The sequence below is a fragment of the Nocardia caishijiensis NBRC 108228 genome, from assembly GCF_001612825.1.
Classification (GTDB): Bacteria; Actinomycetota; Actinomycetes; order Mycobacteriales; family Mycobacteriaceae; genus Nocardia; species Nocardia caishijiensis.
This window is the reverse complement of record NZ_BDBE01000031.1, coordinates 1-23903: the sequence shown is the minus strand read 5'-3', so window position 1 is coordinate 23903 and position 23903 is coordinate 1. Positions and strand designations below refer to the sequence as shown.

The following is a 23903-nucleotide window of genomic DNA, read 5'->3' as shown; positions in this document are numbered from 1 at the left end:
GCCATTGTCGCCGGACACGCGGCCGAAAGCGCGATGAATCGTCGCGAGTGTCATGCGGTCCGACCGGCGCGGGAGCGTGCATCTAAGCTGAACACCATGGCAGGAGGCAAGGGCGGCAAGCCGTCGAAGGAAGCCAAGGCCGCGGCTAAAGCGGCCCGTAAGCAGGCATCACGCGAACGTCGTCAGCAGTTGTGGCAGGCGTTCAACATGCAGCGCAAGGAAGACAAGGCGCTGCTGCCGCTGATGATCGGCGCACTGGTGGCCACGACGGTGGTGTTCTTCGTCATCGGCCTGATCTTCGACATGCAGTGGTTCCTGCTGCCGCTCGGTCTGCTGCTCGGCGTGCTGTTCGCCTTCATCATCTTCGGGCGACGCGTGCAGAAGAACGTCTATCGCAAGGCCGAGGGTCAGGCGGGCGCGGCGGCGTGGGTGCTGGAGAACCTGCAGGGCAAGTGGCGGGTGTCCAACGGCGTGGCCGCGACCACCCAGCTCGACGCGGTGCACCGCGTGATCGGTCTGCCTGGCGTCGTCTTCGTCGCCGAGGGTTCGCCGCAGCGGGTCAAGTCGCTCGTCGCGCAGGAGAAGAAGCGCACCGCGCGCCTCATCGGTGACACCCCCATCTACGAGGTGATCGTCGGCAACGAGGAAGGTCAGACTCCGCTCAAGGATCTGCAGAAGTTCCTCACCAAGTTGCCCCGCAACATCGATGTCAAGCGGATCGACCAGATCGAGGGCAGGCTCTCGGCCCTGAGTTCGCGCAGCGGCGGTCCCGCGATGCCGAAGGGCCCGATGCCCCCCGGCGCGAAGATGAAGGGCATGCAGCGCGCCATCCGTCGCCGCTGATCGAAACCCGTCGCGAGCCCGTCACCCGCCGAGGTGGCGGGCTCGCCGCTTTTCAGGCGTGGGAGGTGCGGCCGGTCACCAGCCACAGGACGCGGTCGTAGGCAAGTAGCTGGTAGGCGACGACGACCGCCGCCGAGATCAGCGCCCATCGAGGCAGAGCGGCCGCCCACAGCGCCGCCGCCCCGCCGAACAGCACCGCGAACTCGACGCCGAGACGCACCGGCCCGGGGACCGGCACCGGCGCGGCACCACTGCGGCTCGGATCGTCGGGGACGGCGAACGTCCCCCACAGCACAGCCGCCGCGACCGGAAGTACCCCGACGAGCAGATATCGCCATGGGGAATCGAAGGCGCGCCAGCCGAACACCCCGAACGAGGTGATGGCGACCAATTCGAGCAGGAAACGGACGGCAAGCATCGCCGGATTCAATGACACGACATGATCCTATGGCCGCGCCCCGCCGAGGCGCGCTCGATCAGCGAGCGTTGACCAGGGCGGTACCGGTGGCCTGATCGTGCATGCCGCGACCGTCGGCATCGGTGAACAGGGCGGGCACCACGAAGAACACCAGCACCTGCCTGGCCAGCGCGCGCACGAATCCGACCGGCACGGGCGCGTCGATGCGGGCGACCCGGAGGCGAAGGAAGTACTGGCCGGGGGTGAAACCGAACAGCGTCACCGCGAGCACACCGATCACGAACCACACCAGCAGCGGCACCGACGACGACGCGAAACTCCGGGTGATGACCGCCGCGATGCCCACCGCGATGAACCAGTCGACGAACAGCGCGACCACCCGCCGCCACGTCGGCGCCAGCGATCCCGCACCCTCGCGGGGCAGCCCGTAGAGCTCGCCGGGGTAACCCGCGATCTCGTCGTCGCCGTCGGTGGGATTGCCCGAGAGCCATGTGCCGGTGATGCGCGCCATGAGTGCAAGGATAGAGCCGGGTCAGGGCAGGCTCACGACCGCATTGACGGAGGTCACGTGAGCGCACGGCGATGGAGATGGCAGGATTGGGCGTGCAGGTCGCGCCCGGATGGCAGACATCACCGTCGCCGGCATGCGCGTAACACTGGCGAAACACAGGCTTGACTGTAGGGAAACACCGCCTCCATAACGTCAGGTCGCGACGAACCCACGCATCGTGACGGGCTGGGAACCGATCCGTAAGGAGAACAAGTGACGTTCAGCACGGCCGAAGAGGTCATCCAGTACATCAAGGAACAGGACATCGAATACGTCGATATCCGTTTCTCGGATCTTCCCGGCGTCCAGCAGCACTTCTCGATCCCGGCCAAGGCGTTCACCGCCGACCTGGCCGAAGAGGGTCTGGCGTTCGACGGCTCCTCGGTGCGTGGCTTCCAGTCCATCGACGAGTCCGACATGCTGCTGCTGCCCGATTACAGCACCGCCCGGATCGACCCGTTCCGTGCCGCGAAGACGCTCAACCTGAACTTCTTCGTGCACGACCCGTTCACCCGTGAGGCCTACTCCCGCGACCCGCGCAACATCGCGCGCAAGGCGGAGGAGTACCTGCGTTCGACCGGCATCGCCGACACCGCCTACTTCGGTGCCGAGGCCGAGTTCTACATCTTCGACGGCATCCGCTACGGCTCGGGCATGAACGGCTCGTTCTACGAGATCGAGTCCGTCTCGGGTTCGTGGAACACCGGCAACGAGTTCAACCCGGACGGTTCGCGCAACCTGGGTTACAAGGTCCGTAACAAGGGTGGCTACTTCCCCGTCGCCCCGTACGACCACTACGTCGACCTGCGCGACAAGATCTCGACCAACCTGCAGAACGCGGGCTTCGAGCTCGAGCGCGGCCACCACGAGGTCGGCACCGCCGGTCAGGCCGAGATCAACTACAAGTTCGGCACCCTGCTGTCGGCCGCGGACGACCTGCAGCTGTTCAAGTACATCGTGAAGAACACCGCGTGGCAGGAAGGCAAGTCCGTCACCTTCATGCCGAAGCCCCTCTTCGGTGACAACGGCTCGGGCATGCACGTGCACCAGTCGCTGTGGAAGGACGGCAAGCCGCTGTTCCACGACGAGGCCGGTTACGGTGGCCTCTCGGATCTGGCGCGTCACTACATCGGCGGCATCCTGCACCACGCCCCGTCGCTGCTGGCGTTCACCAACCCGACCATCAACTCGTACCACCGTCTGGTGCCGGGCTACGAGGCCCCCATCAACCTGGTGTACTCGCAGCGCAACCGCTCGGCCGCGGTCCGCATCCCGGTCACCGGCAACAACCCGAAGGCCAAGCGCATCGAGTTCCGCGCGCCGGACTCCTCGGGTAACCCGTACCTGGCCTTCGCCGCCATGATGATGGCCGGTCTGGACGGCATCAAGAACAAGATCGAGCCGCTGGCTCCGGTCGACAAGGACCTCTACGAGCTGCCGCCCGAGGAGGCCAAGAACATCCCGCAGGCCCCCACCAGCCTGTCCGCGGTCATCGACCGCCTGGAGAACGATCACGACTACCTCACCGAGGGCAACGTCTTCACCGAGGACCTGATCGAGACCTGGATCCAGCTCAAGCGCGACAACGAGATCGCGCCGGTGAACCTGCGCCCGCACCCGTACGAATTCGAGCTGTACTACGACGTGTAAGTCGCAGCCGGATTCTCGGTGGCAACTACCGAACGCCCGTCCCACGGTTTCGTGGGGCGGGCGTTCGGCGTGTGGGTGACGCCCCCGGATGTCGGGGCTGGACGTGGTGGGCCGCAGCGGTCATAGTGCTCGGGTGCGATGGGGTGTTGTGGTGGCGCGGGCAGTGGTCGGCGTGGCGTTGGTGTTCGGCGTGGCTACGGCGCCCGTATCGGCGGAGGAGCCGATCGGGGTCGAGTTCAGTTGGACCCAGGAGTATCTGACCGCCGCCGACGGAACCCGGTTGCACGCGGACGTGTTGCGGCCCGCCGGGCTGGCGACTGACGCCCGCACCCCGGTGCTGCTGACGGTGAGCCCGTATCGCGCGCACCTGGCGTACCTGAGCGTGCCGAGGCCGGGTGGTGGCCCGTCGACGGAGAACCTGCCGGTCGAATTGGCCCTGCGGGCCGGGTACACGTACGTGATCGTCGATCTGCGCGGTTTCGGCGGGTCCAACGGCTGCCCGGACTACGGCGGGCAGGGGGAGCGCTCGGATGTGGCGGCCGCGGTCGAATGGGCGGCGAGCAGGCCGTGGTCGACCGGCCGGGTAGGCATGGTCGGCACCTCGTACGAGGGTTGGACCGGGATGATGGCACTGGCCGAGAAACCGAAGGGGCTCGCGGCGGTGGCGGCGTTCGCCCCGGTCGTCGACCCGTACTCGTACCTGTACATGCAGGGCACCTCGTGGAAGTTCGGCGGCAAACCGCTCACCGAGGACGGTGTGCGCCCCGCCGACATGGCGGGCGGCGAGCACCTGGCCATCGCGTCGACCCCCGGACACTGGGCCGACAGTGACGAGTACAAGGCCAACGCCGTGCAGATGACCCAGGCGTGTGCCGACAGCTATCTCGGGCTCACCATGAACCACGACGGCGCCGATCCGGGTTGGCGCGACCGGGACATGGTCGATGACCTGCGCGGCAACACCACGCCCCTGTTCCTCGGCCAGGGTTTCCTCGACGCCAACACCCGCGCCGATCGGATCATCGAGGTCTGGGAAGCGCGGGGCCCCGGCGAGCATCGTGCCTGGTTCGGGCAGTGGGGGCACTCCGACTGCCGGGAGAAGTGCGGCACACCGCACTTCGGCGCCGAACTGTTCGCGTTCCTGGACCGGCACGTGGCCGGTGCCGAGGTGGAGGTTCCCGGCCCGCCGGTCACCGTTGGTCAGTTCGACGGTGGTTGGCGCGGCGAGGACGTCTGGCCACCGGTCGACACCCGGCGGACAACGGTCCAGTTGCGGACCGGAACCTACGTCGATCGAGGTGTGCTGCCCGGCGCCGACCGGGAGATCTGGTCCATTTCGGACCCGGTCACCCAGCCGGTGCACCTGGCGGGCCGCCCGACCGCGACCCTGACTCTGTCCGGCCCGCCCGAGGCGACCGTCGCGCTGGAGCTCTACGACATCGCACCCGACGGCCGGGCGACGGTGATGAGCCGAGGGATCGCCCCGGTTCGTCCCGAAACCCAGGTCCGGTTGCTGTGGCAGGACGCGCGTCTGACGGTCGGGCATCGGCTGGGTGTACGCATCACCGATGTGGTGGACGACGTGTGGTCGCACACCCCGACCAACGCGCGCGTCACCGTCGACGCGGCGCGCGTGGACCTTCCGTTGCTCACCGTCGCACGCGAACCGAACCTCCCCGGCGGTGTGCCGACCTGGCACGCCCGTTGGCGCGGTGCCGAAACCGTCGAACTCGGCCAGGCGCTGCTGAACGATCAGGCTGTCCGAGTCGAACTTCCCGCTTGAAGTCGCCCGGCGACAGGCTTCTCCGAGCCGAGGATCACGCGGACGACCTGATCGGGATGGGTCAGCTGCGGATAGTGTCCGGCACCGGCGACGGTGGTGACGCGGTGGGTGGTCGGCTGGGTCAGCGGGTCGTCGGCGCCGACGACGATGTCGACCGGAACCTTCACCTCGGCGAGTTTCGCGGCCAGCTCGGCGCGGTAGCGGTCCGTGCGAACCGACCGCATGATCGCGAACGTACGCCGAGCCACCCCCGGACGCCGCAGCCCGGCCACGGCAGATTCGATCGCCGCACCGTTCGGAATACCGAGGCGCGCGGCGAATCTCGCTGCCGGAAGCCGCTTCGCGACGGCGGCGGCCAGGGGTGACGCGGTCAGCCACGGCAGCTGCGACTGGAGGAACCAGGGGGCGATCAGCACCAGCCGTGACACCCGATCCGGGTGGCGCAGCGCGTACTCGACGGCGGCACCGGTGCCGAGCGAATGTCCCACGAGCACGGGCGTGCCGCGGACCGGCGCGAGCAACTCCTCGATCCAGTCGGCCGTCGATTTCCCCGATGCGGCGGAACGGCCGAGTCCGGGCAGATCGGCGGCGAGGACGGAACCGTCCAGCGCGTCGGCGAGATCGGCCCACGAATCACTGTCGAGCGGAATGCCGTGCAGCAGCACATGATCGGGCGCGGTGTGGTCACCACTCGACCAGGTGCCCGCGCGGAACCCGGCGGGCCTCGCCACCTCCACGGTGCCGTTGCGCGTGCCGACGACCCGGTCGGCGTAAGCCCGCAGCAGGTCACCGACCGGTGGCTGGGATATTCCCAGCCGTGCGGCGACCTCGTCGCTGGCGGAGGTGTCGTATCGGTCGCTGCTGATGAACGACAGCGTCTCGGGGTCGATTTTCGTAAGCGCCCGTGGCAGGCGAAGCAGCAACTCGGCGGGAACGGTGAATCGCGGTGCCCGGACCCCCAAGTGCTCGGCGACCAGCCGGATCAGTTCGGGAAGGTTCGGGGTCGTGGCGTCGAGGACCGGGTAGGAGCGGCCGACGGTGTCGGGCAGGGTGGGCAGGCCGACGATGAAGCGGGTGAGGTAGTCCAGGTCGACGACCGGAATGAACGTATCGGCCGACCCGGTCAGTACAGGCAACGTGCCACGCCACAGCATGTCGATCAGATCGGAGAGCCCGAAGTACTGACCCGGTCCGACCACGCCCGACGGATTGGCGGACGTTAGCGGAATGTTCCTGTCCGCCGCCACTTGTCGCAGCAGACCGTCGGCCTCGACCTTCGACGCCTCGTAGGCGCCCGCGCGGTAGTCGGTGTGCCCGGCCTCGGCACGGTATCCGGTGATGTGCACGATTCGGCGCAGATCCGGTTGCCGCGCCGCCCATTCCAGCACGTGCAGCGCGCCGTCGAGATTGACCCGCCGCGCCACGTCGGGATCGAGACCGAACTTCATCAGCGCGGCGGCGTTGTACACATCGCGCACGCCCTCGATCGAATCGCCCAGGGCCAGATCGGGTTCGGCGATGTCGGTGGTGGTGATCGTCAAGCCGGTGGTGTCGACGTCCTGCCCGGCCAGCCAGGTGGTCAGGCGGTGTTCACTGCCCGCGCGCAGGGCGGCCGTGACGGTGTGGCCCGTCCGCAGCAATTCCGCGACCAGTGAGCGGCCGATGAACCCGGCCGCCCCGAAAACGATCGAATCGGTGTGAACCATGTTGTCCTACTTTCAGTAGACCGATTGGCATATTTTATGGTGAGAGAAGACCCGACTGTGGCGTCGGTGGGGTCAGAAGAGGAGATCGATGGTGTCGGCCAGTCGATCGAGGGGCCGACGATCATGGTGTGCTCTCGCGAGTACCAGCCCGCCCTCGATCAGCGCGAGCGCCACGGTGGCGAGACGTTCCGGCTCGGGGTGGTCGAAGCCTGCCAGCCGCTCCCGAATGGCGTCCTCCCAGAGGTGATACGCGGTCGAGCAGGTCTGTCGCACAACGTCATTGGTCGACGCCGTATCGAGGGCCACCGCCGCGACCGGACAGCCGATCGTCCAGTTGGAGGCTTCGAGCTGGTCGCCGAGCAGGGTGAGCATGGTGTGCGCGAATTCCCGTGCGTCGGAGGCCTCGATGGTGCGGATGATCTGCGCCATCTCGGTCCCGCTGTCGGTGAGGGCAGCCGAGATCAGTTCATCCTTGCCGCCGGGGAAGTGGAAGTACAACGACCCGCGCGGGGCGCCGCTGTCCTCGACGATCTGCTTCAGGCCGGTGCCGAAGTAGCCGCGCGATTCGATCAGCGACCGGGTGGTCCTGATCAGTTTGCACCGGGTCTCGGCTCCTTTTGCGCCCACGAGACAAAGCTAGACCGGTCGTCATATTTCCGCAAGGGGTGGTCAGCTCGCCGTCAGCAGATCGGAAGCCTCCGTGCAGAGGCGGGCGATGGTCTCGGCGGCCGGTTCGACATGTGCGACCAGCCCGACTCCCTGGCCCGCGTCGACCGGTGCGATCCGTGGGTCGTCGGCCGCGACGGCCGCGCGCAGATCGTCGACGCCGGGCGGGTTCTCATCGCCTTCGGCCCTGGTCCACGGGTCGGTGAATTCGTTGCGCAGCACTCGCGCCGGATAGATCGGTGGCCACGGCAGATCGAGTGCCTCGTCGAATTCGGTGGTCACCACGGTGCTGGTCGAGTCGGCGGCGAGCATGGCCCGCCGCGCGTTCTCACCGAGCAGTGACTCCTCGGCCGCGGCCAGGCACGTCCCGAGCCAGGCCCCGGAGGCTCCGGCCGCCAGCACCGCGGCCAGTGTGCGCCCCGACCCGATGCCGCCCGCGGCGAGCACCGGCACGGTGGCGATCTCGAGCACCGCGTCGAGCAACGGCATGAGTGCCAGCCGGTCGGCACCGTGCCCGCCGCCTTCGCTCCCGCGCGCGACGATCACGTCGACCCCCGCCTCCTGCGCTCGATGAGCGCCGGGCACGTCGTAGACCTGCGTGACGGCCAGGATGCCCGCCGCGCGCACCTCGGGCACCCAGGAGAAATCGGTACCGAAACTGATCGACAGCGCGCGTGGCCGAGCCGCGACAGCGGTGTCGAGCAGGTCGGTTTCGCGGGTACGCACCCAGTCGACCAGGCCGATCCCCACCGCGGCGCCGTTCGCTTCATCGAGTTCGTGGCGCAAGGCCCGCGCCGATCCGGCACTGCCCATCCCGATCATGCCGAGCCCACCCGCCTCGGTGACCGCGGCCGCCAGCCGTCCACCCGCCGCCCCGCCCATCGGCGCGTTCACGATCGGGATCCGCAGACCCAGCGAGCGCGACCATGCGGTGGACAGGACCGGATCGGGGGTCATCGGCGCGGCTCCTCTCGGCCCGGGCGGGCGCCGGGCACGGCAGTTCCCATCATGACAGCCCGAACGAAGGCGAGCTGTCGGTCATGGCGCGTATGTTCGACGGCATTGCCACATCGACACAACGGGGGTTCGGATGACGATCAGGGACCGACTGGAACAGGCCATCACCGAAGCGCCGACGGTCTTCGGCGAGCCGACCGACACAGCCGACGGCGCGACCGTCATCACGGTCGCTCGCGGCGGCGGATTCGGCAGGCCCGCGCGGCCCGTCGGCGTCTTCGTCATCCACGAGGGCCGAGCGCACTGGTCACCGGCTGTCGACGCGAATCGCATCGCTCAGCTGGGGGAGTGGATCGGCCTGCTCACCGGTGTGATCCTGGCGCTCGCCCTGCTGCGCCGTCCGCCGTGGCCGGATCTGCGCCGCCCCTGATCCCGTGCGCCGCCAGCCTTTCGAACTGCTGCCACGCCTGCCCGGCGGGCAGCGGATCGGCCGGGTCGATGATCTCCGCGATCAGGCCGATCAGTCCCCAGGACACGAAGGCGACGGTGGTCGTCGGCCACTCGTCGAACAGTTCGGCGATCAGCTGCGCCACACCGCGCCGGTAGGCGTGTATCACGCCGGTCGCCGCCTTCGGCCCGACCAGCGGCCGATACACCTCGGGATATCGGCCTGCGAGCTGGAACAGTACGCGCAGCGAACCGAGTGGGGAGAACGTGTCGGCGGTGTGCGCGATCTCGCGGCGCAGAAATTCGGTGCAGCTCACCAGCAGTAGGTCGTCCTTGTCGCGGTAGTGCGCGTAGAAGGTGGACCGGCCGACGTCGGCGCGCTCGATGATGTCGCTCACCGTCACCCGCTCGTACCCGCGCTCGATCATGAGCTCGATCAGCGCGCGATGCAGGGCGTCACGGGTGCGCCGAACCCGGCGATCGGTGTGCTCGGACAACGTTCCTCCCGGACGAATTCCCCGGATCTGTGCGGAAACGGACAGATCCGCCCATCTTGCGCCTGGTCGACGCCGCTACCTCGCCCGACCATGGGTTCATGACAGGAAATCAGCTTCTCACCCCCATGTTCGTCGACGACGGCGACACCGGTCTGCTCATCGCGGGACTGCGGCGCTACAACGTGTTCACGAGCGTGTTCTTCCTCGGCAGGCATCGCGCGTTGCTGACGGAACTGGTCACTGCCTCGGGTGTCGGGCCGGGGGACCGTGTGCTCGACATCGGGTGTGGGCCGGGGAAATTGGTGCGCGTCCTCGGTGCGGTGACCGGCTCGGCAGGCGCCGCCGTCGGAGTCGATCCGTCGGCGGCAGCGATCGATGACAACCGGCGGCGCGATCGCATGCCGCATCACCGCTATGAACAGGGCCCCGCACAACGGTTGCCCTTCGAGGACGGCGAATTCGACGTGGTGACCAGTACCTTCGTCATGCACCACATCCCGGAACAACATCGGGGGGAGGCGCTGACACAGATGTGGCGTGTCCTGCGCCCCGGTGGCAGGTTGCTGCTGGCTGATGCCGCACCGTCACCCCGGATGCGCAGACTGCTCGGACCGCTGTTCGGCGACTTCGAGGCGGTCGACATCCGCCGCTACCGCGAGCACTTGACAGCGACCGGTTTCACCGATCTCGCCTACACCCGAAGCCGGTACCAGACCGGCATTCTCACCGGTGTGAAGCCGGTCTCCGGGACCGCTGCGCACTGATCGGCTCGACTTGTCGGTGCCCTCGGCTAGGGTCGGGGCAACAGGTTCGCAATCGAGCACGGGGGTGTGGCATGGAGTTCGATCAGCGCGAAGCGCAGGCACGGGAATTCGCCGTCGCGGCGCACGGCGACCAGCGGTACGGGGAGCTGCCCTACATCACGCACCTCACTGCCGTGCGTGCGGTGCTCGACGACTTCGGTTTCGGCGGCGACCTCGCGGTGGCCGCCTGGCTCCACGACATCATCGAGGACACCCCCGTCACCGCCGAGGAGGTCGAATCCCGTTTCGGCCGTGCGGTTCTCGACCTCGTCTGGGCGGTCACCGGCGTCGGCCCCGACCGCAAGTCCCGAAACCTCGACGCCTACACCAAGATCGCCGCCCACCCGCGCGCGGTGATCCTCAAGCTCGCCGACCGCACGGCCAATGCCGAGGCGAGCCCGCCCGCCTCCAGTTGGATGGGCATGTACCGCACCGAACATCCCACCTTCACCGCACATCTCGGCGGATTGCTCGCCGACGACCCGACCGTCGCGCGCATGTGGGCTCGTCTCGACCGCCGACTGGACCCTACGGTGGCCGCACCCTCCGCGCAGTGGGCCGAGATCGACCGGCTCGTCGCGGCGGGTGAACACGTGAAGGCGGTCGACGCCGTGCGCGCCGCCTTCGAATGCGACCCCGGCGAAGCCGAACGCATTCTGGCCGAACGCTCCTGACTCAGAACGACTGCCACACAGGCTTGTTCGCGAGCGCGTAGCGGTAGTAGTCGGCCAGCTTCAGCTTGCTCGCGGCGGCTTCGTCGATCACCACGGTGACATGCGGATGCCACTGCATCACCGAAGCCGGGCAGAACGCCGACAGCGGTCCCTCGGCGGCGGCCGCGATGGCGTCGGCTTTGCCCGCGCCGAGCGCGATCATCACCAGGTGCCCGGCTTCGCGGATGGTGCCGAGTCCCTGGGTGAGGACATGGTGCGGAACGTCGTCGGGGCTGTCGAAGAACCGGGCATTGTCGCGGCGGGTCTGTTCGGTGAGTGTCTTCACCCTCGTCCGTGAGGTCAGCGACGAACCGGGCTCGTTGAAACCGATGTGCCCGTCGGTGCCGATACCGAGCAACTGCACGTCCACCCCACCCGCGGCGGCGATGGCGGCGTCGTACCGCCTGCCCTCACCCGCGATGTCACCGGCTTCCCCGTTCGGGCTCAATACACGCGCAGGATCGAGGTTCACATGATCGACGAATTCCGACCGGATCACCGAGAAATACGACTGCGGATGGCTTTTCGGCAGCCCGACGTACTCGTCGAGCAGAAACCCGCTGGCCGTGGTGAAGTCCAGTTCGCCGTCGCGACAGCGGCGCGCCAGTTCCCGGTAGCTGCCCAGCGGCGACGACCCGGTGGCCAGGCCGAGGATCGCGTTGCCCTGGCGCACATAGCCGCCGACGATGTCGGCGACCGTGGTGGCCACGCCGTGTTCGCCCGCGCGGATCACGATTTCCATCAGCTTCCTTCCGTTCCGGCGACGAACACCCGCCGCACCTGCCATTGCCGATCGATCACGAGCAGGTCGGCGCGCGCCCCGACCGTCAACGTGCCGCGCTCGGCCGCCAGCCCGAGCACCCGCGCAGGCGTGCGCGTGGCCGCCCTGACCGCATCGACGAGAGGGATACCCGCATGCTCCACCGACCACCGCACGACCTCGAGCAGCGTCGACGTGCCGCCCGCGATGGCTCCGGGGACACCGTTCTCGCAGGCGAGTCGCGCAATTCCGTGCCGCACTTCGACATCCAGGGCGCCCAGCCGATAGTCGCCGTCGGTCATCCCGGCGGCCGCCATCGCGTCCGAGACCAGGGCGATCTGGTCGGCACCGACCGTGTCGAACACCATCGCCAGGGTCTCCGGCGCCAGATGTACTCCGTCGGCGATCAATTCGACCACCATCTCACCGCGTCCGGCCGCCGCCAAGCAGGCGGCGACGGGCCCCGGCCTGCGGTGATGCAGTTCGGGCATACCGTTGAACAAATGCGTGGCGGTGATCGGCGCACCGCCGGTCCGCGCGGTGCTGTCGGCCTTCCGAGCGGCGGTCGTTCCGGCAGCGCGGATGGACTCGGCGATTCGAGCCGCGGTCGTCGCCGCATCGGCATCAGTGTGGCCGAGGCTCGGCAGCACTCCGTATTCGCGCATGGCGGTGACCAGCTCGCCGAAGTGCGCGGTCTCGGGCGCCAACGTCATCGATCGAACGGTGCCACGCGATGCCCGGTAGACCCGCTCGAACAGGGCCGGATCACCGGGAACGATCGCTGCCGCGTCCTGCGCCCCGCACCGCACCGCGTTGAGGAACGGACCCTCGAGATGAACCCCGAGCAGGTCCCCGCTGTCCACCAGGTCCGCGAGCATCGCCGCCTGCTCGACCAATACCTGCGGCGCGGCCGACACCAGGCTGCCCAGCAAGCCCGTCGTGCCGTGCGCGCGATGGTGCGCCGCCGCGATCCGCGCACCCGCCTCATCGGCATTGGGAAAACCGAAGCCCGCCCCACCGTGACAGTGCAGGTCGATCAGCCCGGGCAGCACCAGCTCGTCCGTGGCCGCTGGAAGGTCCTGCGGGCGTGGATGTTCCGCCGAAGGGCCGACCCAGCTGATCGTCGAACCGGCGAATTCGACTACACCGTCGACGATCTCACCATCGGCAGCACCGACGATGCGGCCCCGCACGATCGTCATGCCGACCCACCTCGTCCTTTCCCCGCTGTCAGCACCTCATACCCGTCCGACGATCGCCGCGACCACCTCGCGCGCGATCTGTGGCCCCCGCGCCGCGCACGCCGCGTCGGCCGCTTCCTGGCATCGCTGGATATCGATCTCCGCCAGGGCCGCGCGCACCGCGGGCAGGGCGGGCACCGACATCGACAGACTCGTCACCCCGAGCCCGACCAGTACCGGCGCGAGCAGGGGATCCGACGCCGCCTCGCCGCACACTCCGACCGACTTGCCCGACGCTGTTCCCGCCGCACCGACCATCGCGATGAGGTCGAGTACCGCGGGCTGCCAGGGGTCGAGAAGTTGCGCGAGGCTGCCCGCCATCCGGTCCGCGGCGCAGGTGTATTGGCTGAGGTCGTTCGTCCCGATGCTCACGAAGTCCAGATGCGCCAGCAGATCGGCCGCCCGCAAGGCCGCCGCCGGGATCTCGATCATCGCCCCGACCTTGCGCACCCCGGATTCCCTTGCCAGCGCGGCGAACCCGGCCGCCTCGTCGGCAGTGGCGACCATCGGTGCCATCACCCACAGATCGGCCCCCGTCGCCGCACCCGCCCGAGCCAGCGCCGTGAGCTGGGTGGCCAGGGTGTCGGGAAACACCGACCCGATCCGCAACCCGCGCACGCCGAGTGCCGGGTTCTCCTCGGTGCCGAGATCGAGGAACGGCAGCGGCTTGTCCGAGCCCGCGTCGAGCGTGCGCACGACGACGCGCCGCCCGGCGAACTGTTCGAGAACCGCTGTGTACGAGGCGGTTTGCTCGTCCAGCGACGGCTCCGAGGCTTTGCCCAGGTACATGAACTCGGTGCGGAACAGGCCAACACCCTCGCTGTCGACCGGGGCGGCCTTCACCGCGTCGTCGACCGTGCCGATATTGACCAGCAGGTGCACCGGGGTGCCGTCGGCTGTGTGACCCGGCCCGCTGGCCGCCGCCAGCCGGGCCTTGTCGGCCGCCGCCTGCTCGACCGCCGCCCGCTGCCGTGCGGGGCTGGGGTCGATGACCACCTCGCCGGTCGCACCGTCGAGCAGGATCGGCGCGCCCTCGACGAGCTCGTCGGTCCGCGGGCAGCTCACCACGGCGGGCAGTCCGAGCGATTTCGCCAGGATGGCGGTGTGACTGGTCGGCCCGCCTTCACTGGTGAGCAGTCCGACCACATCACTACCGCCGAGCATCGCCGTGTCGGCGGGCGCCAGATCCCGTGCGACGAGTACGAACGGAAATCCCGGCTCAGGGATGCCCGGCATCGGCTCACCGAGCAGCACCGCGATGGTTCGCCCGCCGATATCGCGCAGATCGGTCGCGCGTTCGGCCATGTAGCCGCCCAGTGCCTCGAGTTTGGCGCAGAACCCCTCGAAGGCCAGGTGCACGGCGTGCGCCGTCGGCATCCCCGCCCGCAATTCCTTGTCGGCGGCGGCGACGATGCCCGGGTCGCGGGCCATCGTCGCCGACATCGAAAGGATCTCCGCCGCAACACCGTCCACGCGCGACGCCCTGGCCGCCATGTCGTCGGCCACCCCGGCGAGTGCCGCCTTCACCCGAGCCAGTTCCGCGTCGGGCGACCCACCGACCGGGTCCTGCGCGGAGGTCTGAAGCTGCGAACCGAATCGCAACCACGGCCCACACACCACTCCGGGACTGACCCCGAGCCCATGGATCACCTGTTCCGGCATCGAGCGTCACTCACCTTCCGGCTTCTTGTCCAGCTTCGTCTCGGTCCCATCGCTTCGAGTATCGCCGCTGTCGGCCACCACGGGTTCGGCTTGCGCCTCGGCCACGCCGGGGACCTCGTCATCGGTCTCCACCTCGCGGCCGGGTGTGCGCAGGTTCCACTTCTTGATCACGAAGCTGAACAGCAGGTAGTAGACCAGCGCGTACCCGAGCCCGATCGGGATCAGCAGCCAGGCATCGGTCGCCTTACCGAAGTTCAGCAGGTAGTCGATGGCGCCTGCGGAGAAGGTGAATCCATCGTGGATGCCGAGCGCGTTCACCAGCGCCATCGACGTACCGGTCAGGATCGCGTGCACTACGTACAGCGGCCACGCCACGAACATGAACGAGAACTCGAGCGGTTCGGTGATGCCGGTGACGAAGGCGGTGAGCCCGGTGGAGAGCATGATGCCGCCGACCAGCTTCTTCTGCGACGGCCGCGCGTTGCGCCAGATGGCCAGGGCGGCGGCGGGCAGCGCGAACATCATGATCGGGAAGAAGCCGGTCATGAACGTGCCCGCGCTCGGGTCGCCCGCGAAGAACCGGTTCAGATCGCCGCGCACCAGCTGGCCCGAGGCGTCGGTGTAGTCGCCGACGAGGAACCAGACCGTGGAGTTCAAAATGTGGTGCAGGCCGGTCGGAATCAGCAACCGGTTGGCCGCGCCGTAGATGCCGCCGCCGACCACCGAGTTGTCCGCGACCGTCTCACCCACCCAGGTGAGCGCCGAGTTGAACGCCGGGTACAGGAACGCCATCGCGACACCGACAACAAGGCCGGTGACCGCGGTCAAGATGGGAACCAACCGCCTGCCATTGAAGAACCCGAGGAAATCGGGCAGCTTCGTGCGATAGAACCGCTGCCACAGCATCGCCGAGAGCAGACCCATCACGATGCCGCCGAGCACGCCGTAGTTGATGAGTGCCTGCGCGCCCTTGGGATCGGTCTTGCCTTCGAGCACGACCGGCGACATCGCCTTGAACACCCCGTCGATCACCATGTAGCCGACCACCGCGGCGAGCGCGGTCGACCCGTCGGCCTTCTTGGCCCAGCCGATGGCGATGCCGACGGCGAAGATCAGCGGCAACCAGGTGAACACCGCCTGGCCTGCCGCCGAGATCACCGACGCCGTGCTCTCCAGCGCGGAGAAGCGGCCGAGCAGGTCGTCCTGGCCGAGGCGCAACAGGATGCCCGCCGCGGGAAGCACGGCGATGGGCAGCATCAAGCTGCGACCGAGGCGCTGCAATCCCGCGAATGTTCTGGATTCTTGCTTGGGGCTGTCGGTAACGGCAGTCATGTCGACCTTCTTCGTCCAGCGGTTGTGAACCAGTGGCTCTGACGGGTACTGTCCGGTCATAACCAGTTGTCAGTTTGACCAGGTGGCCGTCGGATGTCAACCGTGAAATATGACGTGGCGCACAACCGAGGCTCCCATACTGGAACCGGCTGTCACCGCGGAAAGGGAGAACACATGACCAAAGCGGAAGCGATCCTCCAGGGCCTGGGCGGCGCGGAGAACATCGTCGAGATCGAGGCGTGCATCACCCGCTTGCGTACCGAGGTGCGCGACGGCGACAAGGTCGACGAGGCCGCCCTCAAGGCGGCAGGCGCCCACGGCGTCCTCAAGTCGGGCTCGGTCGTGCAGGTCGTCGTCGGCCCCGAAGCCGACACGCTGGCCGAGGACATCGAGGACATCCTGTGAAGGTCGCCGCACCACTCGCCGGTCGGGTCCTCGCGCTCTCGGAGGTCCCCGACCAGGTCTTCGCCGACCAGCTCGTCGGCTCCGGTGTGGCCATCGACCCCGACCGCACCCGCGGCCCGCTCACCGTCACCGCCCCGATCACCGGCAAGCTGCTCAAACTCCACCCCCACGCCTTCGTCGTCTTCGGCGGTGGCATCGGCGTGCTGGTCCACCTCGGCATCGACACCGTGAAACTCAAAGGCGAAGGATTCACCCTGCACGCCACCGAAGGCGCAACCGTCGAGGCAGGCACCCCCATCGTCTCCTTCGACCCCACCGAGATCGCCGCCACCGGCAACCCCGTCATCTGCCCGGTCGTGGTGATGGACTCCCCGAAGAACTCCATCGACCCCACCACCATCGACACCACCGTTGAACCCGGTGCACCCCTGTTCGACACGCCCTGACAATCCGATCCGACGCCATGAAACGTCAGCTTGCTTCGCACCCGATCCCGTCTCCATCGGCATCGAGCCCGTACTCATCCGGCCCGATCACCCGAACTCGACCCGTGTAGGCCGGACCGTTCCCGCTGCCACCTTCGCAGTCGACATCAGGGGCGAATGGCACGCACGGATCGTAGGAAGGATGACACTCGCGCGACGGTGGTGGCGGTGGCGGACAGAACTGACTCGATCCGCTGTTGCACAGCAGGTCGGTGACGGGATCAGCACCGGCTTGCGCGGGAAGGACGACAGCCAGAGCCATCGCGACGCAGGCGGCTGGTCCGAGAAATGAGCTCGGCCTCATGACAACTCCGATCCTGGGAACTCCGCTCAGCCTCTCGCAAACAGCCCGCAACCGACAGTGCCGAGATCGAATCGTTGGACGGGCGGTGAACCGAGACGTTTCCTTGTCCGTTCTCCTTGCAGCGGGCCGCTCGGGTCCGCCTTGAATCGGGAGGTCATCAGTGAGCGCAGTGGAGCAGACCACTGAGCAGTTCGCGCAGCGATTGTTCGAGGCGGCGCTCGGCACGGTCGACATCCTGGCCATCCATCTGGGTGACCGGCTCGGCTGGTACGCGGCGCTGGCGACGGGCCCCGCCGACGCGGGCGAGCTCACCTCCCGCGCGGGCGGTGACCGCCGGTATGCCGAGGAATGGCTCGAACAGCAGGCAGCCACCGGCATCCTCACCGTGACGCCGGACGGTCGGTTCGCCCTTCCGCCGGGCGCGGCCGAGGTGCTCACCGACCCGCACAGCCTCGACTACCTCGCCCCGCTCGCCCGGATGCTGGCCGGTGCGGCGGTCCAACTGCCCGCCCTGGTGCGCGCCTATCGCGACGGCGGTGGCGTCGGCTGGTCCGAATACGGCACCGACGTCCGCGAATCCCAGGCCGACATGAACCGTCCCTGGTTCGAACACCGTTTGGCCGCCGACCTCGCCGCCGTCCCCGACGTCCACGCCCTGCTGTCGGCTCCCGGCGCGAGAGTGGCCGATATCGGCTCCGGCGGCGGCTGGTCCTCGATCGCCCTGGCCCGCGCCTATCCCGACCTGCGGGTCGACGGCTACGACATCGATCCACCATCGATCGCCCTGGCGACAACCAATGCCGCCGACCTCGCCGATCGTGTCCAATTCCACCTCGCCGACGCCACCGCCGACCTCCCCGAATCGACCTACGACGCCGTCTTCGCCTTCGAATGCGTGCACGACATGCCGTACCCGGTCGAGGTGCTCTCGGCCGTGCGCCGCGCGCTGCGCCCCGGCGGCGTGGTGATCGTGATGGACGAAGCCGTCGACCCGGAGTTCACTTCTCCCGCCAGCGATGTCGACCGCCTGATGTACGGCTTCAGCCTACTCATCTGTCTGCCGGACGGCATGGCACATCCCGGCTCGGTCGGAACCGGAACCGTGATGCGCGCCGAGCAGTTGGGGGAGTACGCGCACAAGGCGGGCTTCTCCGGAGTCGACGTCCTGCCGATCGAGAATTTCGGCTTCTGGCGTTTCTACCGGTTGACGGTCTGAGCGACCAGCTGATCGGATTCGGCGGGCCACCGCTGGGCGAGCACGTCGAAATACCGCTGGCTGCTCCACAATCGGTAGTTGCCGATCACGTACACCCGCCGCCGAGCCCGCGATACCGCCGCGTTCAGCACGTTCGGATTGGTCGCGGCCCAACGCCGCGAACCGCCCGCGGCCGGTGACGTGCCGAGTACCAGCACGACCACCTCCGCCGAATTGCCACGCATGCCGTGGATCGTGCCCACCTGGGCGGCGGCGAACTCGGCTCCGAGAACCTCGCGCGCGACACGGTGCGCACCGTGGGCGACGTCGCGGAAGGGGCTGACCACCCGGATGTCGTCGGCCGCGACCCCGTCGTCGCGCAGCCGCGCGAGCAACGAGGCGAGCGCCTCACCTTCACCCGGGATCCAGTTCCCTTCGGCACGCGCGGATCTCACGTCGATCCACCGATCGTGGCCGGGAAACTCGGACCGCCCGGGGGTACCGAAGACCAGCAGGTCGTCGTCGTAGGCGATCCGATGGGTCAGCTCGAAAATCGGCAGGTCACTCCGGCGATGTACCCGCAAGGGCGTCCCCACCCACACCGGTCGCTCGTAGTCCGCGGGTGTCAGCCAGGTCCCGAATCGAACGCCACGATCAGCCGCCTGCCGCGCCGAGGCCAGGTCGGGCATCCACTCCGCGTCGAGTCCGTACTGGCGGACCAGCGCCTCCTGCGCCGAGGTCGGCAGCGCGACAACAGGTCCCAGCTGACGGTGATCACCGACGATCACCGCCCGCCGCGCCCGCCACAGCCCACCAGCCACCGCCTGTGGCGCGGCCTGACCGGCGTCGTCGACGAACAACCAACCGAGCGCCTCGCGCCCGAGTCCGGCGAACAGTCTGGGCAGCGCGGTGAACGTGGTCGTGAGCATCGGCACCGCGAGGAACAGCGTTTGCCATGCCGCCGCGATGGTTTCCGGCTTCGGCGCCACCGCCAGCTCGTCGCGGATCAGCGCGATCGCCACGATCAGATTGTCGCGGACGCGGGGCGCGGCGTTGAGCAGCAGCGCGCGATGCAGTCGCAGCGCCGACAGGAAGAGCTCGCGCCGAGCCGTCGAGTACTCCTCGTCGGCCCACGGATTGCACAGCTGGAACTGTTCGTCGTCCGCGGCCACGTCACCGAAGGGGATCGTCTCCGACCATTTCTCCCGTGCCGTTTCGATGATGTCGAGTGCGCGCGCCCGGCGCTCGGTCAACGCGACGTGGTCGCGGATGAGGATGCGTCCGTGCTCGGCTGCCTGCGCCCACTGTTCGCGTGCGTGGTCGACCTCGCTCTGCCTGCGCCGCATCTGCGACTCGGCATCGTGGCGCTCACGCAACAGTTCGTTGGAACGCGCACTCCACCGTCGCCCGGCCCGGAACCCGGTGGACAACGACTCCGCGAATCCCGGCTTCTGCCCGCCGTGTTCGGCGAGCAACGCGCTCACCCGATGATGGGCGGCCTGGGCCGTGCGCAGCTGCTGCGAGGCCTGCTGATGCTGCTCCCGCCACTGTGCGTGCGCCGTGTCGGCATGGGCGATCTCCGCCGCCATCGACAGCAGCTCGTCGTTCATCGTCGGCAGTTCGGCCACCGCGTCGGCCACGTCCTGACGTTGCTGGGCGAGCGTTCGAACGTGCGCGCGTCTGCTCTCGAAGTCGCGCACCGCGGTGGTCCAGTCGGGCACCGAATCCGTATCCGCCTCAGCTTGTTTGAGCAGATCGAGCATGCCCGCCGAACCGGCCTGCGCCTTGCGTTCGGTGGCGAAGCGGTCCCCGAACCAGAACTGCTCCCCGAAGGTGCGCCGCGCCCCGCCGAGCGCCGAGGCGATCAACCCCCACGCCGGTTCGCCGCTGACGAATTCGGCGAGCTCGGCGAAGTGATTGATCCGCACGTCGGGGTCGATGGCGTCGAGGTCCTGTATCTCGGCCACCACATCGGCGGCGTTCCGGTCGCTGCCGGTGGCGAGCACCACCTCGAACCCGGTCAGCTCGGGTGCGAGCCGGTGCGCGCCGACGGTGTAGTTCTTGGCGACCCGCACCTGTTCCGTGATCCCGGTGAACACACTCATCGGGTCGTCGAAAGCGGCCAACTGCCCGGCCCTGTCGACCACGATCGCCGCGAGCAGGTCCCGCAGCATCGTCGTCGTTCCGGTGCCGGGTGCACCGTGCACCGCGAAGATGCCCGCACCGTCGCGAAGTTCGGTCATCGCCTGATCCACCGCGAACTGCTGCCCGGCGACGAGCGGATCACCCGGCCACCGCCCGTCCGGTACGCGCTGCGGCAGCAGCCCCTCGACCACCACGTCCTGACGCTGCCGGACATCGATTCGTTCATCGACAGGCAGCGTCTCACTCGCCGCGAGGTAGTCCCGCAGCGCCACACCGACATCCCCACGGTCCACCGCAGCCGCGAGTTCACGCAGCTGCGCACCGAGCCCACTGTTGAGCCGATCCTCGCCCGCCGCATTGTCCGCGTCCCTGGCCGCGACTTGCACGCAGGCCACGCGCACCCCACCCGCCCGCAGCTCGGAACGGATCGACAGCGCCCCACACAGATCGCCCGCGAACGTCTGCAACGCCCGACCGCTCACCAGCGGCGTTCCGAATTCCGCATCGGCCATGACCCCGCGCACGAACGCGGTGGCCGACATCCCCGCGAGTCCCGGCGACACGACTCCGTCCGCACCAGCGGCGATCAGCGACGCGCCGACGCCGCGACCAACCACGTCCAAGGCCCGCCACCGAGGGGCGGGCTCGTCGGCTTCGGGATCGATGCTCGGTGCCTCGGTCGTCAGGAGGTCGAAAGCGGCGGTGAATGCCGAGGAATCGTGCTCGAACCCGTCGGCCCAACCGGGGTCGTCAGGGCCGGGGGAGCGCAGCCGGTTCACCGCCCATGCCAGCCCCGACAGCGTCGCCGAGCCTTCGACGACCATGCCGTCGTCGCTCAATGTCACCGCGAAAGTGGCTGTGGTTCCGGATTGTCGCGCGTCCGCCTCGAGCCGGTCCCGTCCGAAGGCGCGCATCAACGATTCCCGCGCGCGACCCACTTCGAACAGCCCGCCGAAAACCACGAACTGCCATACTCGACCAGGTTGTGGCGCGGGGAGCGCGGTGAGGTCTTCCCACGGCGCCGGTTCGTCGGCACCGAGTTCCACCACCAGCGCACCGGTTTCGCGGCAGACCCCGACTTCCGGCACCAGTTGGGGACCGAACAGTTCAACAGTCCGCCAGAAACGCACGAGCCGCGCGGCATGCTCGGACCCGTTCACGATGCACCCCATTTCGTCGGCCAGCATGCTGACAACTCGCACCACGGTACGTGATCGACCGAGCCCCGGCACGGCAGCCCGATGGTCCCGGCGCCGTCGCCGAGACCATCGGCGCTGGTCCTACCGGCGCGGCAGGCACCCAGCGGCCCGAAGCCGCGCGGCCAGCGACGAATTCACCATCGCGCTCGACCCGCCTCCGCCGGTGAGCGCCACCAGCACGTCTCCACCGAGCCCGGCACCGACCGAACACCCGAGCACATTGACGTCGATGTAGATGTTCTCCTCGGTCTCCGGCTCCGCGGCTGCCGCACCAGTTCCCACCGCTGTAGCGGCCGCGACGGCCAGCGTGATCCCAACAGCTTTGACGATGCGCACAAGTTCTCCTCGAATTGCGGTGATCGGATTCGGTCCATCCGGTCGCGGACCGACGAAAGGGTTGACCGAACCCAGTTCACGGAAACCTCGACCGCGTCCGTATTCCCGTTGACGGCCGAACGTCGAATCCGCACGCTGAACCCTATGGACGAGTTGAGCCGGGCCGCAGACCTGTTTGCGCTGGGCGAGCTGCCCGACCGAGACCTCACGATGATCGCCGCCGAGGCCCTGGCCAGAGGTCTGGATTCCCCGGCGCTGATCGAACTCGCCTGCCTGCACCGCGACGATGACCGCGAGGCTTCTGAATTGTTCCGCGCGGCGGTCAACGAACTAGGTCTCCTCGACATCGCGAGTTGGTCCGAACGGGAAGTGTCGGTGCGGCTCGGCCGCGCGACCCGCCATGCCGCCGCGCTCCTGAACGACGAAGGCGACCCCGTCGAGCACCTGCGCGTGATCGACGCCGAACTCTTCTCGCTGGCGAATCGCTTCGAGCCCGAGGTGCCGGAGTTGGTGAGTTTGGCCGACGACTTCTCGCAGATGTCGATGTGCCTGGAGCAGGGATACTCGGATGCGGCACAAATATGGGACGACGTTCGCCGCGGATGTCGAAACCTGCTGGCAGGCTCTCCTTACGAGCCTGTCTACGAGCGGGTCGACCTGTCGTCCTATCGCGCGACTGCCCCCGAGCCACCTGTTCGACCGAAGTCGACACTTCGCGCCAGAATCGCCGCGCTGTTCCGGGGATAGCCGCGTCGGTGGTCAGCGCAAGATCATCTCGATGACGGCCTTCGGCGCCGCCAACCATTCCCGCACGTTGTTCCGCACCTCGGTCGCCCGTCGGCACTCGCAGTAGGCGACGACTCCCTCGGCATCGATGTCGGCCGCCCTGCACAAGGCGACCGCCCGAGGCAGATGCTGGTACTGGGTGACGATGATCGCGCGGTCCACCCCGAACATCGACCGAGCCCGCTCACACGTCTCCCTGGTGGACAGTCCCTCCCCGTCCTCGCGGACGATGCCCGCATCGACGCCGCGCCCGAGCAGGTAGCGCCGCATCGACGCGATCTCGTCGCCCGACGTCCCGCCCGCATCCCCCGACAGAAGGATCTCGCGGGCCTTCCCCGCCGCCACCAACTCGATCGCCACATCGAGGCGTCCCCGCAGATACGCCATCGGCGTCCCATCCGGCGCGACCCGCGCACCGGGAACGATGACGACCGGAACAGCGGGCACCCCGGCCACATCACTGCGATGGCCCGACGACAACATCCACATGGCCGCATTGGCACAGACCGTCACCAACACCACGCCACTCGCCAACACCACACCGGCCTTCATGACGCGACGTAACAGCCGCCGCTTTCCACTACGTTCCTCGCTCGACACGCGACCCTCCCTTTGTTGTGCTTCTTGTTGTGCTTCGAAACCCGGCTTGACTAGGGAATTTGACATTGGAATTCCAGCCACGTAACTTTATTCCAGTCAGAGCGACACGGACACCGACCCGGTGCCGAAGAGCTGGTCCGACAGGGCCGCTACGGTACAGGGAAACGAGGTAGGACGATGAGCGCCTGACCGATCATGTGTTCAGGGTTCTTCCGGATTTGCATCCGGTCGAAGCTCTGAGCTACAGTACGAACCCTTGCCGCACGGAAACCTCGACTGAGTGTCGGGTCGGATGTGTGTGCGTGTGTTCTTTGAGAACTCAATAGTGTGTCGATGAATGTCAGTGCCAATATTTTATTGGTTCCGCTTCTCATACCCCCCGGTTGGGAAGTGGACATTTTGAATGTCAGCAAATTTTTG

General features: G+C 68.0%; 23 protein-coding genes. 10 read left to right on the top strand and 13 right to left on the bottom strand.

Features of this window, described 5'->3' with window-relative positions:
- Positions 1 to 96 precede the first annotated feature (96 nt).
- Complete coding sequence (locus NC7_RS15960) at positions 97 to 843, top strand: DUF4191 domain-containing protein (protein ID WP_067983835.1); 747 nt, start codon at positions 97 to 99, stop codon at positions 841 to 843.
- Between the two features lie 52 nt (positions 844 to 895).
- Here the strand turns inward: NC7_RS15960 and NC7_RS15955 are convergent, their stop codons facing one another.
- Together NC7_RS15955 and NC7_RS15950 are read right to left on the bottom strand one after the other, a co-directional pair.
- The gene (locus tag NC7_RS15955; protein WP_236573530.1) at positions 896 to 1279 is read right to left on the bottom strand and encodes a YrdB family protein; all 384 of its coding nucleotides are present in this window, start codon (positions 1277 to 1279) and stop codon (positions 896 to 898) included.
- Between the two features lie 40 nt (positions 1280 to 1319).
- On the bottom strand, positions 1320 to 1772 hold the full coding sequence (locus tag NC7_RS15950; protein ID WP_067983831.1) for an RDD family protein: 453 nt from the start codon (positions 1770 to 1772) through the stop codon (positions 1320 to 1322).
- A 252-nt stretch (positions 1773 to 2024) separates the two neighbouring features.
- On the opposite strand from NC7_RS15950, the gene glnA reads away from it, so the two are divergent.
- Complete coding sequence (gene glnA / locus NC7_RS15945; protein WP_067983829.1) at positions 2025 to 3461, top strand: type I glutamate--ammonia ligase; 1437 nt, start codon at positions 2025 to 2027, stop codon at positions 3459 to 3461.
- A gap of 133 nt (positions 3462 to 3594) precedes the next feature.
- On the top strand, positions 3595 to 5244 hold the full coding sequence (locus NC7_RS15940) for a CocE/NonD family hydrolase (RefSeq protein ID WP_067984093.1): 1650 nt from the start codon (positions 3595 to 3597) through the stop codon (positions 5242 to 5244).
- Here NC7_RS15940 and NC7_RS15935 read toward each other — a convergent pair.
- The 3 genes from NC7_RS15935 to NC7_RS15925 form a co-directional block, all read right to left on the bottom strand.
- A complete protein-coding gene (locus NC7_RS15935) occupies positions 5214 to 6950 on the bottom strand; it encodes an alpha/beta fold hydrolase (protein ID WP_067983827.1) in 1737 nt (578 codons plus the stop codon). The genes NC7_RS15940 and NC7_RS15935 overlap by 31 nt on opposite strands.
- Before the next feature lie 72 nt (positions 6951 to 7022).
- Entirely contained in the window at positions 7023 to 7577 is a 555-nt protein-coding gene (locus tag NC7_RS15930; protein WP_067983824.1) for a TetR/AcrR family transcriptional regulator, read from the bottom strand.
- 42 nt (positions 7578 to 7619) lie between these two features.
- On the bottom strand, positions 7620 to 8573 hold the full coding sequence (locus NC7_RS15925) for an NAD(P)H-dependent flavin oxidoreductase (protein WP_067983822.1): 954 nt from the start codon (positions 8571 to 8573) through the stop codon (positions 7620 to 7622).
- A gap of 133 nt (positions 8574 to 8706) precedes the next feature.
- Between NC7_RS15925 and NC7_RS15920 the strand changes: the two genes are divergently transcribed.
- Entirely contained in the window at positions 8707 to 9003 is a 297-nt protein-coding gene (locus NC7_RS15920) for a hypothetical protein (RefSeq protein WP_067983820.1), read from the top strand.
- Here NC7_RS15920 and NC7_RS15915 read toward each other — a convergent pair.
- A complete protein-coding gene (locus NC7_RS15915) occupies positions 8936 to 9517 on the bottom strand; it encodes a TetR/AcrR family transcriptional regulator (protein WP_067983817.1) in 582 nt (193 codons plus the stop codon). The two genes, NC7_RS15920 and NC7_RS15915, sit on opposite strands and share 68 nt — an antisense overlap.
- 98 nt (positions 9518 to 9615) lie before the next feature.
- Between NC7_RS15915 and NC7_RS15910 the strand changes: the two genes are divergently transcribed.
- A complete protein-coding gene (locus tag NC7_RS15910; protein ID WP_236573528.1) occupies positions 9616 to 10281 on the top strand; it encodes a class I SAM-dependent methyltransferase in 666 nt (221 codons plus the stop codon).
- Positions 10282 to 10352: 71 nt separating this feature from the next.
- On the top strand, positions 10353 to 10994 hold the full coding sequence (locus tag NC7_RS15905) for an HD domain-containing protein (RefSeq protein ID WP_067983815.1): 642 nt from the start codon (positions 10353 to 10355) through the stop codon (positions 10992 to 10994).
- A gap of 1 nt (position 10995) precedes the next feature.
- On the opposite strand, the gene nagB is transcribed toward NC7_RS15905, so the two are convergent.
- The 4 genes from nagB to NC7_RS15885 are packed head-to-tail and all read right to left on the bottom strand — an operon-like array spanning position 10996 to position 16028.
- A complete protein-coding gene (gene nagB, locus NC7_RS15900; protein ID WP_067983813.1) occupies positions 10996 to 11775 on the bottom strand; it encodes a glucosamine-6-phosphate deaminase in 780 nt (259 codons plus the stop codon).
- Entirely contained in the window at positions 11775 to 12995 is a 1221-nt protein-coding gene (locus NC7_RS15895; protein ID WP_067983811.1) for an N-acetylglucosamine-6-phosphate deacetylase, read from the bottom strand. The genes nagB and NC7_RS15895 overlap by 1 nt, the downstream gene beginning before the upstream one ends.
- 36 nt (positions 12996 to 13031) lie before the next feature.
- Positions 13032 to 14696 carry a phosphoenolpyruvate--protein phosphotransferase gene (gene ptsP / locus NC7_RS15890; protein WP_067983809.1) on the bottom strand — a complete coding sequence of 555 codons (1665 nt, stop codon included), beginning with the start codon at positions 14694 to 14696 and terminating at the stop codon, positions 13032 to 13034.
- A 6-nt stretch (positions 14697 to 14702) separates the two neighbouring features.
- Positions 14703 to 16028, bottom strand: coding sequence for a PTS transporter subunit EIIC (locus NC7_RS15885; protein WP_067984089.1), 1326 nt, complete (start codon positions 16026 to 16028; stop codon positions 14703 to 14705).
- Between the two features lie 174 nt (positions 16029 to 16202).
- Between NC7_RS15885 and NC7_RS15880 the strand changes: the two genes are divergently transcribed.
- From NC7_RS15880 to NC7_RS15870, 3 genes are all read left to right on the top strand, one after another.
- The gene (locus NC7_RS15880) at positions 16203 to 16433 is read left to right on the top strand and encodes a PTS sugar transporter subunit IIB (RefSeq protein ID WP_067983807.1); all 231 of its coding nucleotides are present in this window, start codon (positions 16203 to 16205) and stop codon (positions 16431 to 16433) included.
- Complete coding sequence (locus NC7_RS15875; RefSeq protein ID WP_067983805.1) at positions 16430 to 16879, top strand: PTS sugar transporter subunit IIA; 450 nt, start codon at positions 16430 to 16432, stop codon at positions 16877 to 16879. The genes NC7_RS15880 and NC7_RS15875 overlap by 4 nt, the downstream gene beginning before the upstream one ends.
- A gap of 503 nt (positions 16880 to 17382) precedes the next feature.
- A complete protein-coding gene (locus tag NC7_RS15870) occupies positions 17383 to 18438 on the top strand; it encodes a methyltransferase domain-containing protein (protein WP_067983803.1) in 1056 nt (351 codons plus the stop codon).
- Here the strand turns inward: NC7_RS15870 and NC7_RS15865 are convergent.
- Both NC7_RS15865 and NC7_RS15860 read right to left on the bottom strand, forming a co-directional pair.
- On the bottom strand, positions 18420 to 21764 hold the full coding sequence (locus NC7_RS15865; RefSeq protein WP_157102031.1) for a DEAD/DEAH box helicase: 3345 nt from the start codon (positions 21762 to 21764) through the stop codon (positions 18420 to 18422). The genes NC7_RS15870 and NC7_RS15865 overlap by 19 nt on opposite strands.
- A 78-nt stretch (positions 21765 to 21842) precedes the next feature.
- On the bottom strand, positions 21843 to 22097 hold the full coding sequence (locus NC7_RS15860) for a hypothetical protein (protein ID WP_067983800.1): 255 nt from the start codon (positions 22095 to 22097) through the stop codon (positions 21843 to 21845).
- A gap of 108 nt (positions 22098 to 22205) precedes the next feature.
- On the opposite strand from NC7_RS15860, the gene NC7_RS15855 reads away from it, so the two are divergent.
- A complete protein-coding gene (locus NC7_RS15855; protein WP_157102030.1) occupies positions 22206 to 22844 on the top strand; it encodes a hypothetical protein in 639 nt (212 codons plus the stop codon).
- 12 nt (positions 22845 to 22856) lie between these two features.
- Here the strand turns inward: NC7_RS15855 and NC7_RS15850 are convergent, their stop codons facing one another.
- Positions 22857 to 23483 (bottom strand): SanA/YdcF family protein, encoded by a 627-nt coding sequence (locus tag NC7_RS15850; RefSeq protein WP_236573526.1) that lies wholly within the window; start codon positions 23481 to 23483, stop codon positions 22857 to 22859.
- Between the last annotated feature and the right edge of the window lie 420 nt (positions 23484 to 23903).

Coding starts and splice junctions, on each gene's coding strand:
- NC7_RS15960 (WP_067983835.1), top strand. CDS start 97: ATGGCAGGAGGCAAGGGCGGCAAGCCGTCGAAGGAAGCCAAGGCCGCG.
- NC7_RS15950 (WP_067983831.1), bottom strand. CDS start 1,772: ATGGCGCGCATCACCGGCACATGGCTCTCGGGCAATCCCACCGACGGC.
- NC7_RS15935 (WP_067983827.1), bottom strand. CDS start 6,950: ATGGTTCACACCGATTCGATCGTTTTCGGGGCGGCCGGGTTCATCGGC.
- NC7_RS15925 (WP_067983822.1), bottom strand. CDS start 8,573: ATGACCCCCGATCCGGTCCTGTCCACCGCATGGTCGCGCTCGCTGGGT.
- NC7_RS15920 (WP_067983820.1), top strand. CDS start 8,707: ATGACGATCAGGGACCGACTGGAACAGGCCATCACCGAAGCGCCGACG.
- NC7_RS15910 (WP_236573528.1), top strand. CDS start 9,616: ATGACAGGAAATCAGCTTCTCACCCCCATGTTCGTCGACGACGGCGAC.
- NC7_RS15905 (WP_067983815.1), top strand. CDS start 10,353: ATGGAGTTCGATCAGCGCGAAGCGCAGGCACGGGAATTCGCCGTCGCG.
- nagB (WP_067983813.1), bottom strand. CDS start 11,775: ATGGAAATCGTGATCCGCGCGGGCGAACACGGCGTGGCCACCACGGTC.
- NC7_RS15895 (WP_067983811.1), bottom strand. CDS start 12,995: ATGACGATCGTGCGGGGCCGCATCGTCGGTGCTGCCGATGGTGAGATC.
- ptsP (WP_067983809.1), bottom strand. CDS start 14,696: ATGCCGGAACAGGTGATCCATGGGCTCGGGGTCAGTCCCGGAGTGGTG.
- NC7_RS15885 (WP_067984089.1), bottom strand. CDS start 16,028: ATGACTGCCGTTACCGACAGCCCCAAGCAAGAATCCAGAACATTCGCG.
- NC7_RS15880 (WP_067983807.1), top strand. CDS start 16,203: ATGACCAAAGCGGAAGCGATCCTCCAGGGCCTGGGCGGCGCGGAGAAC.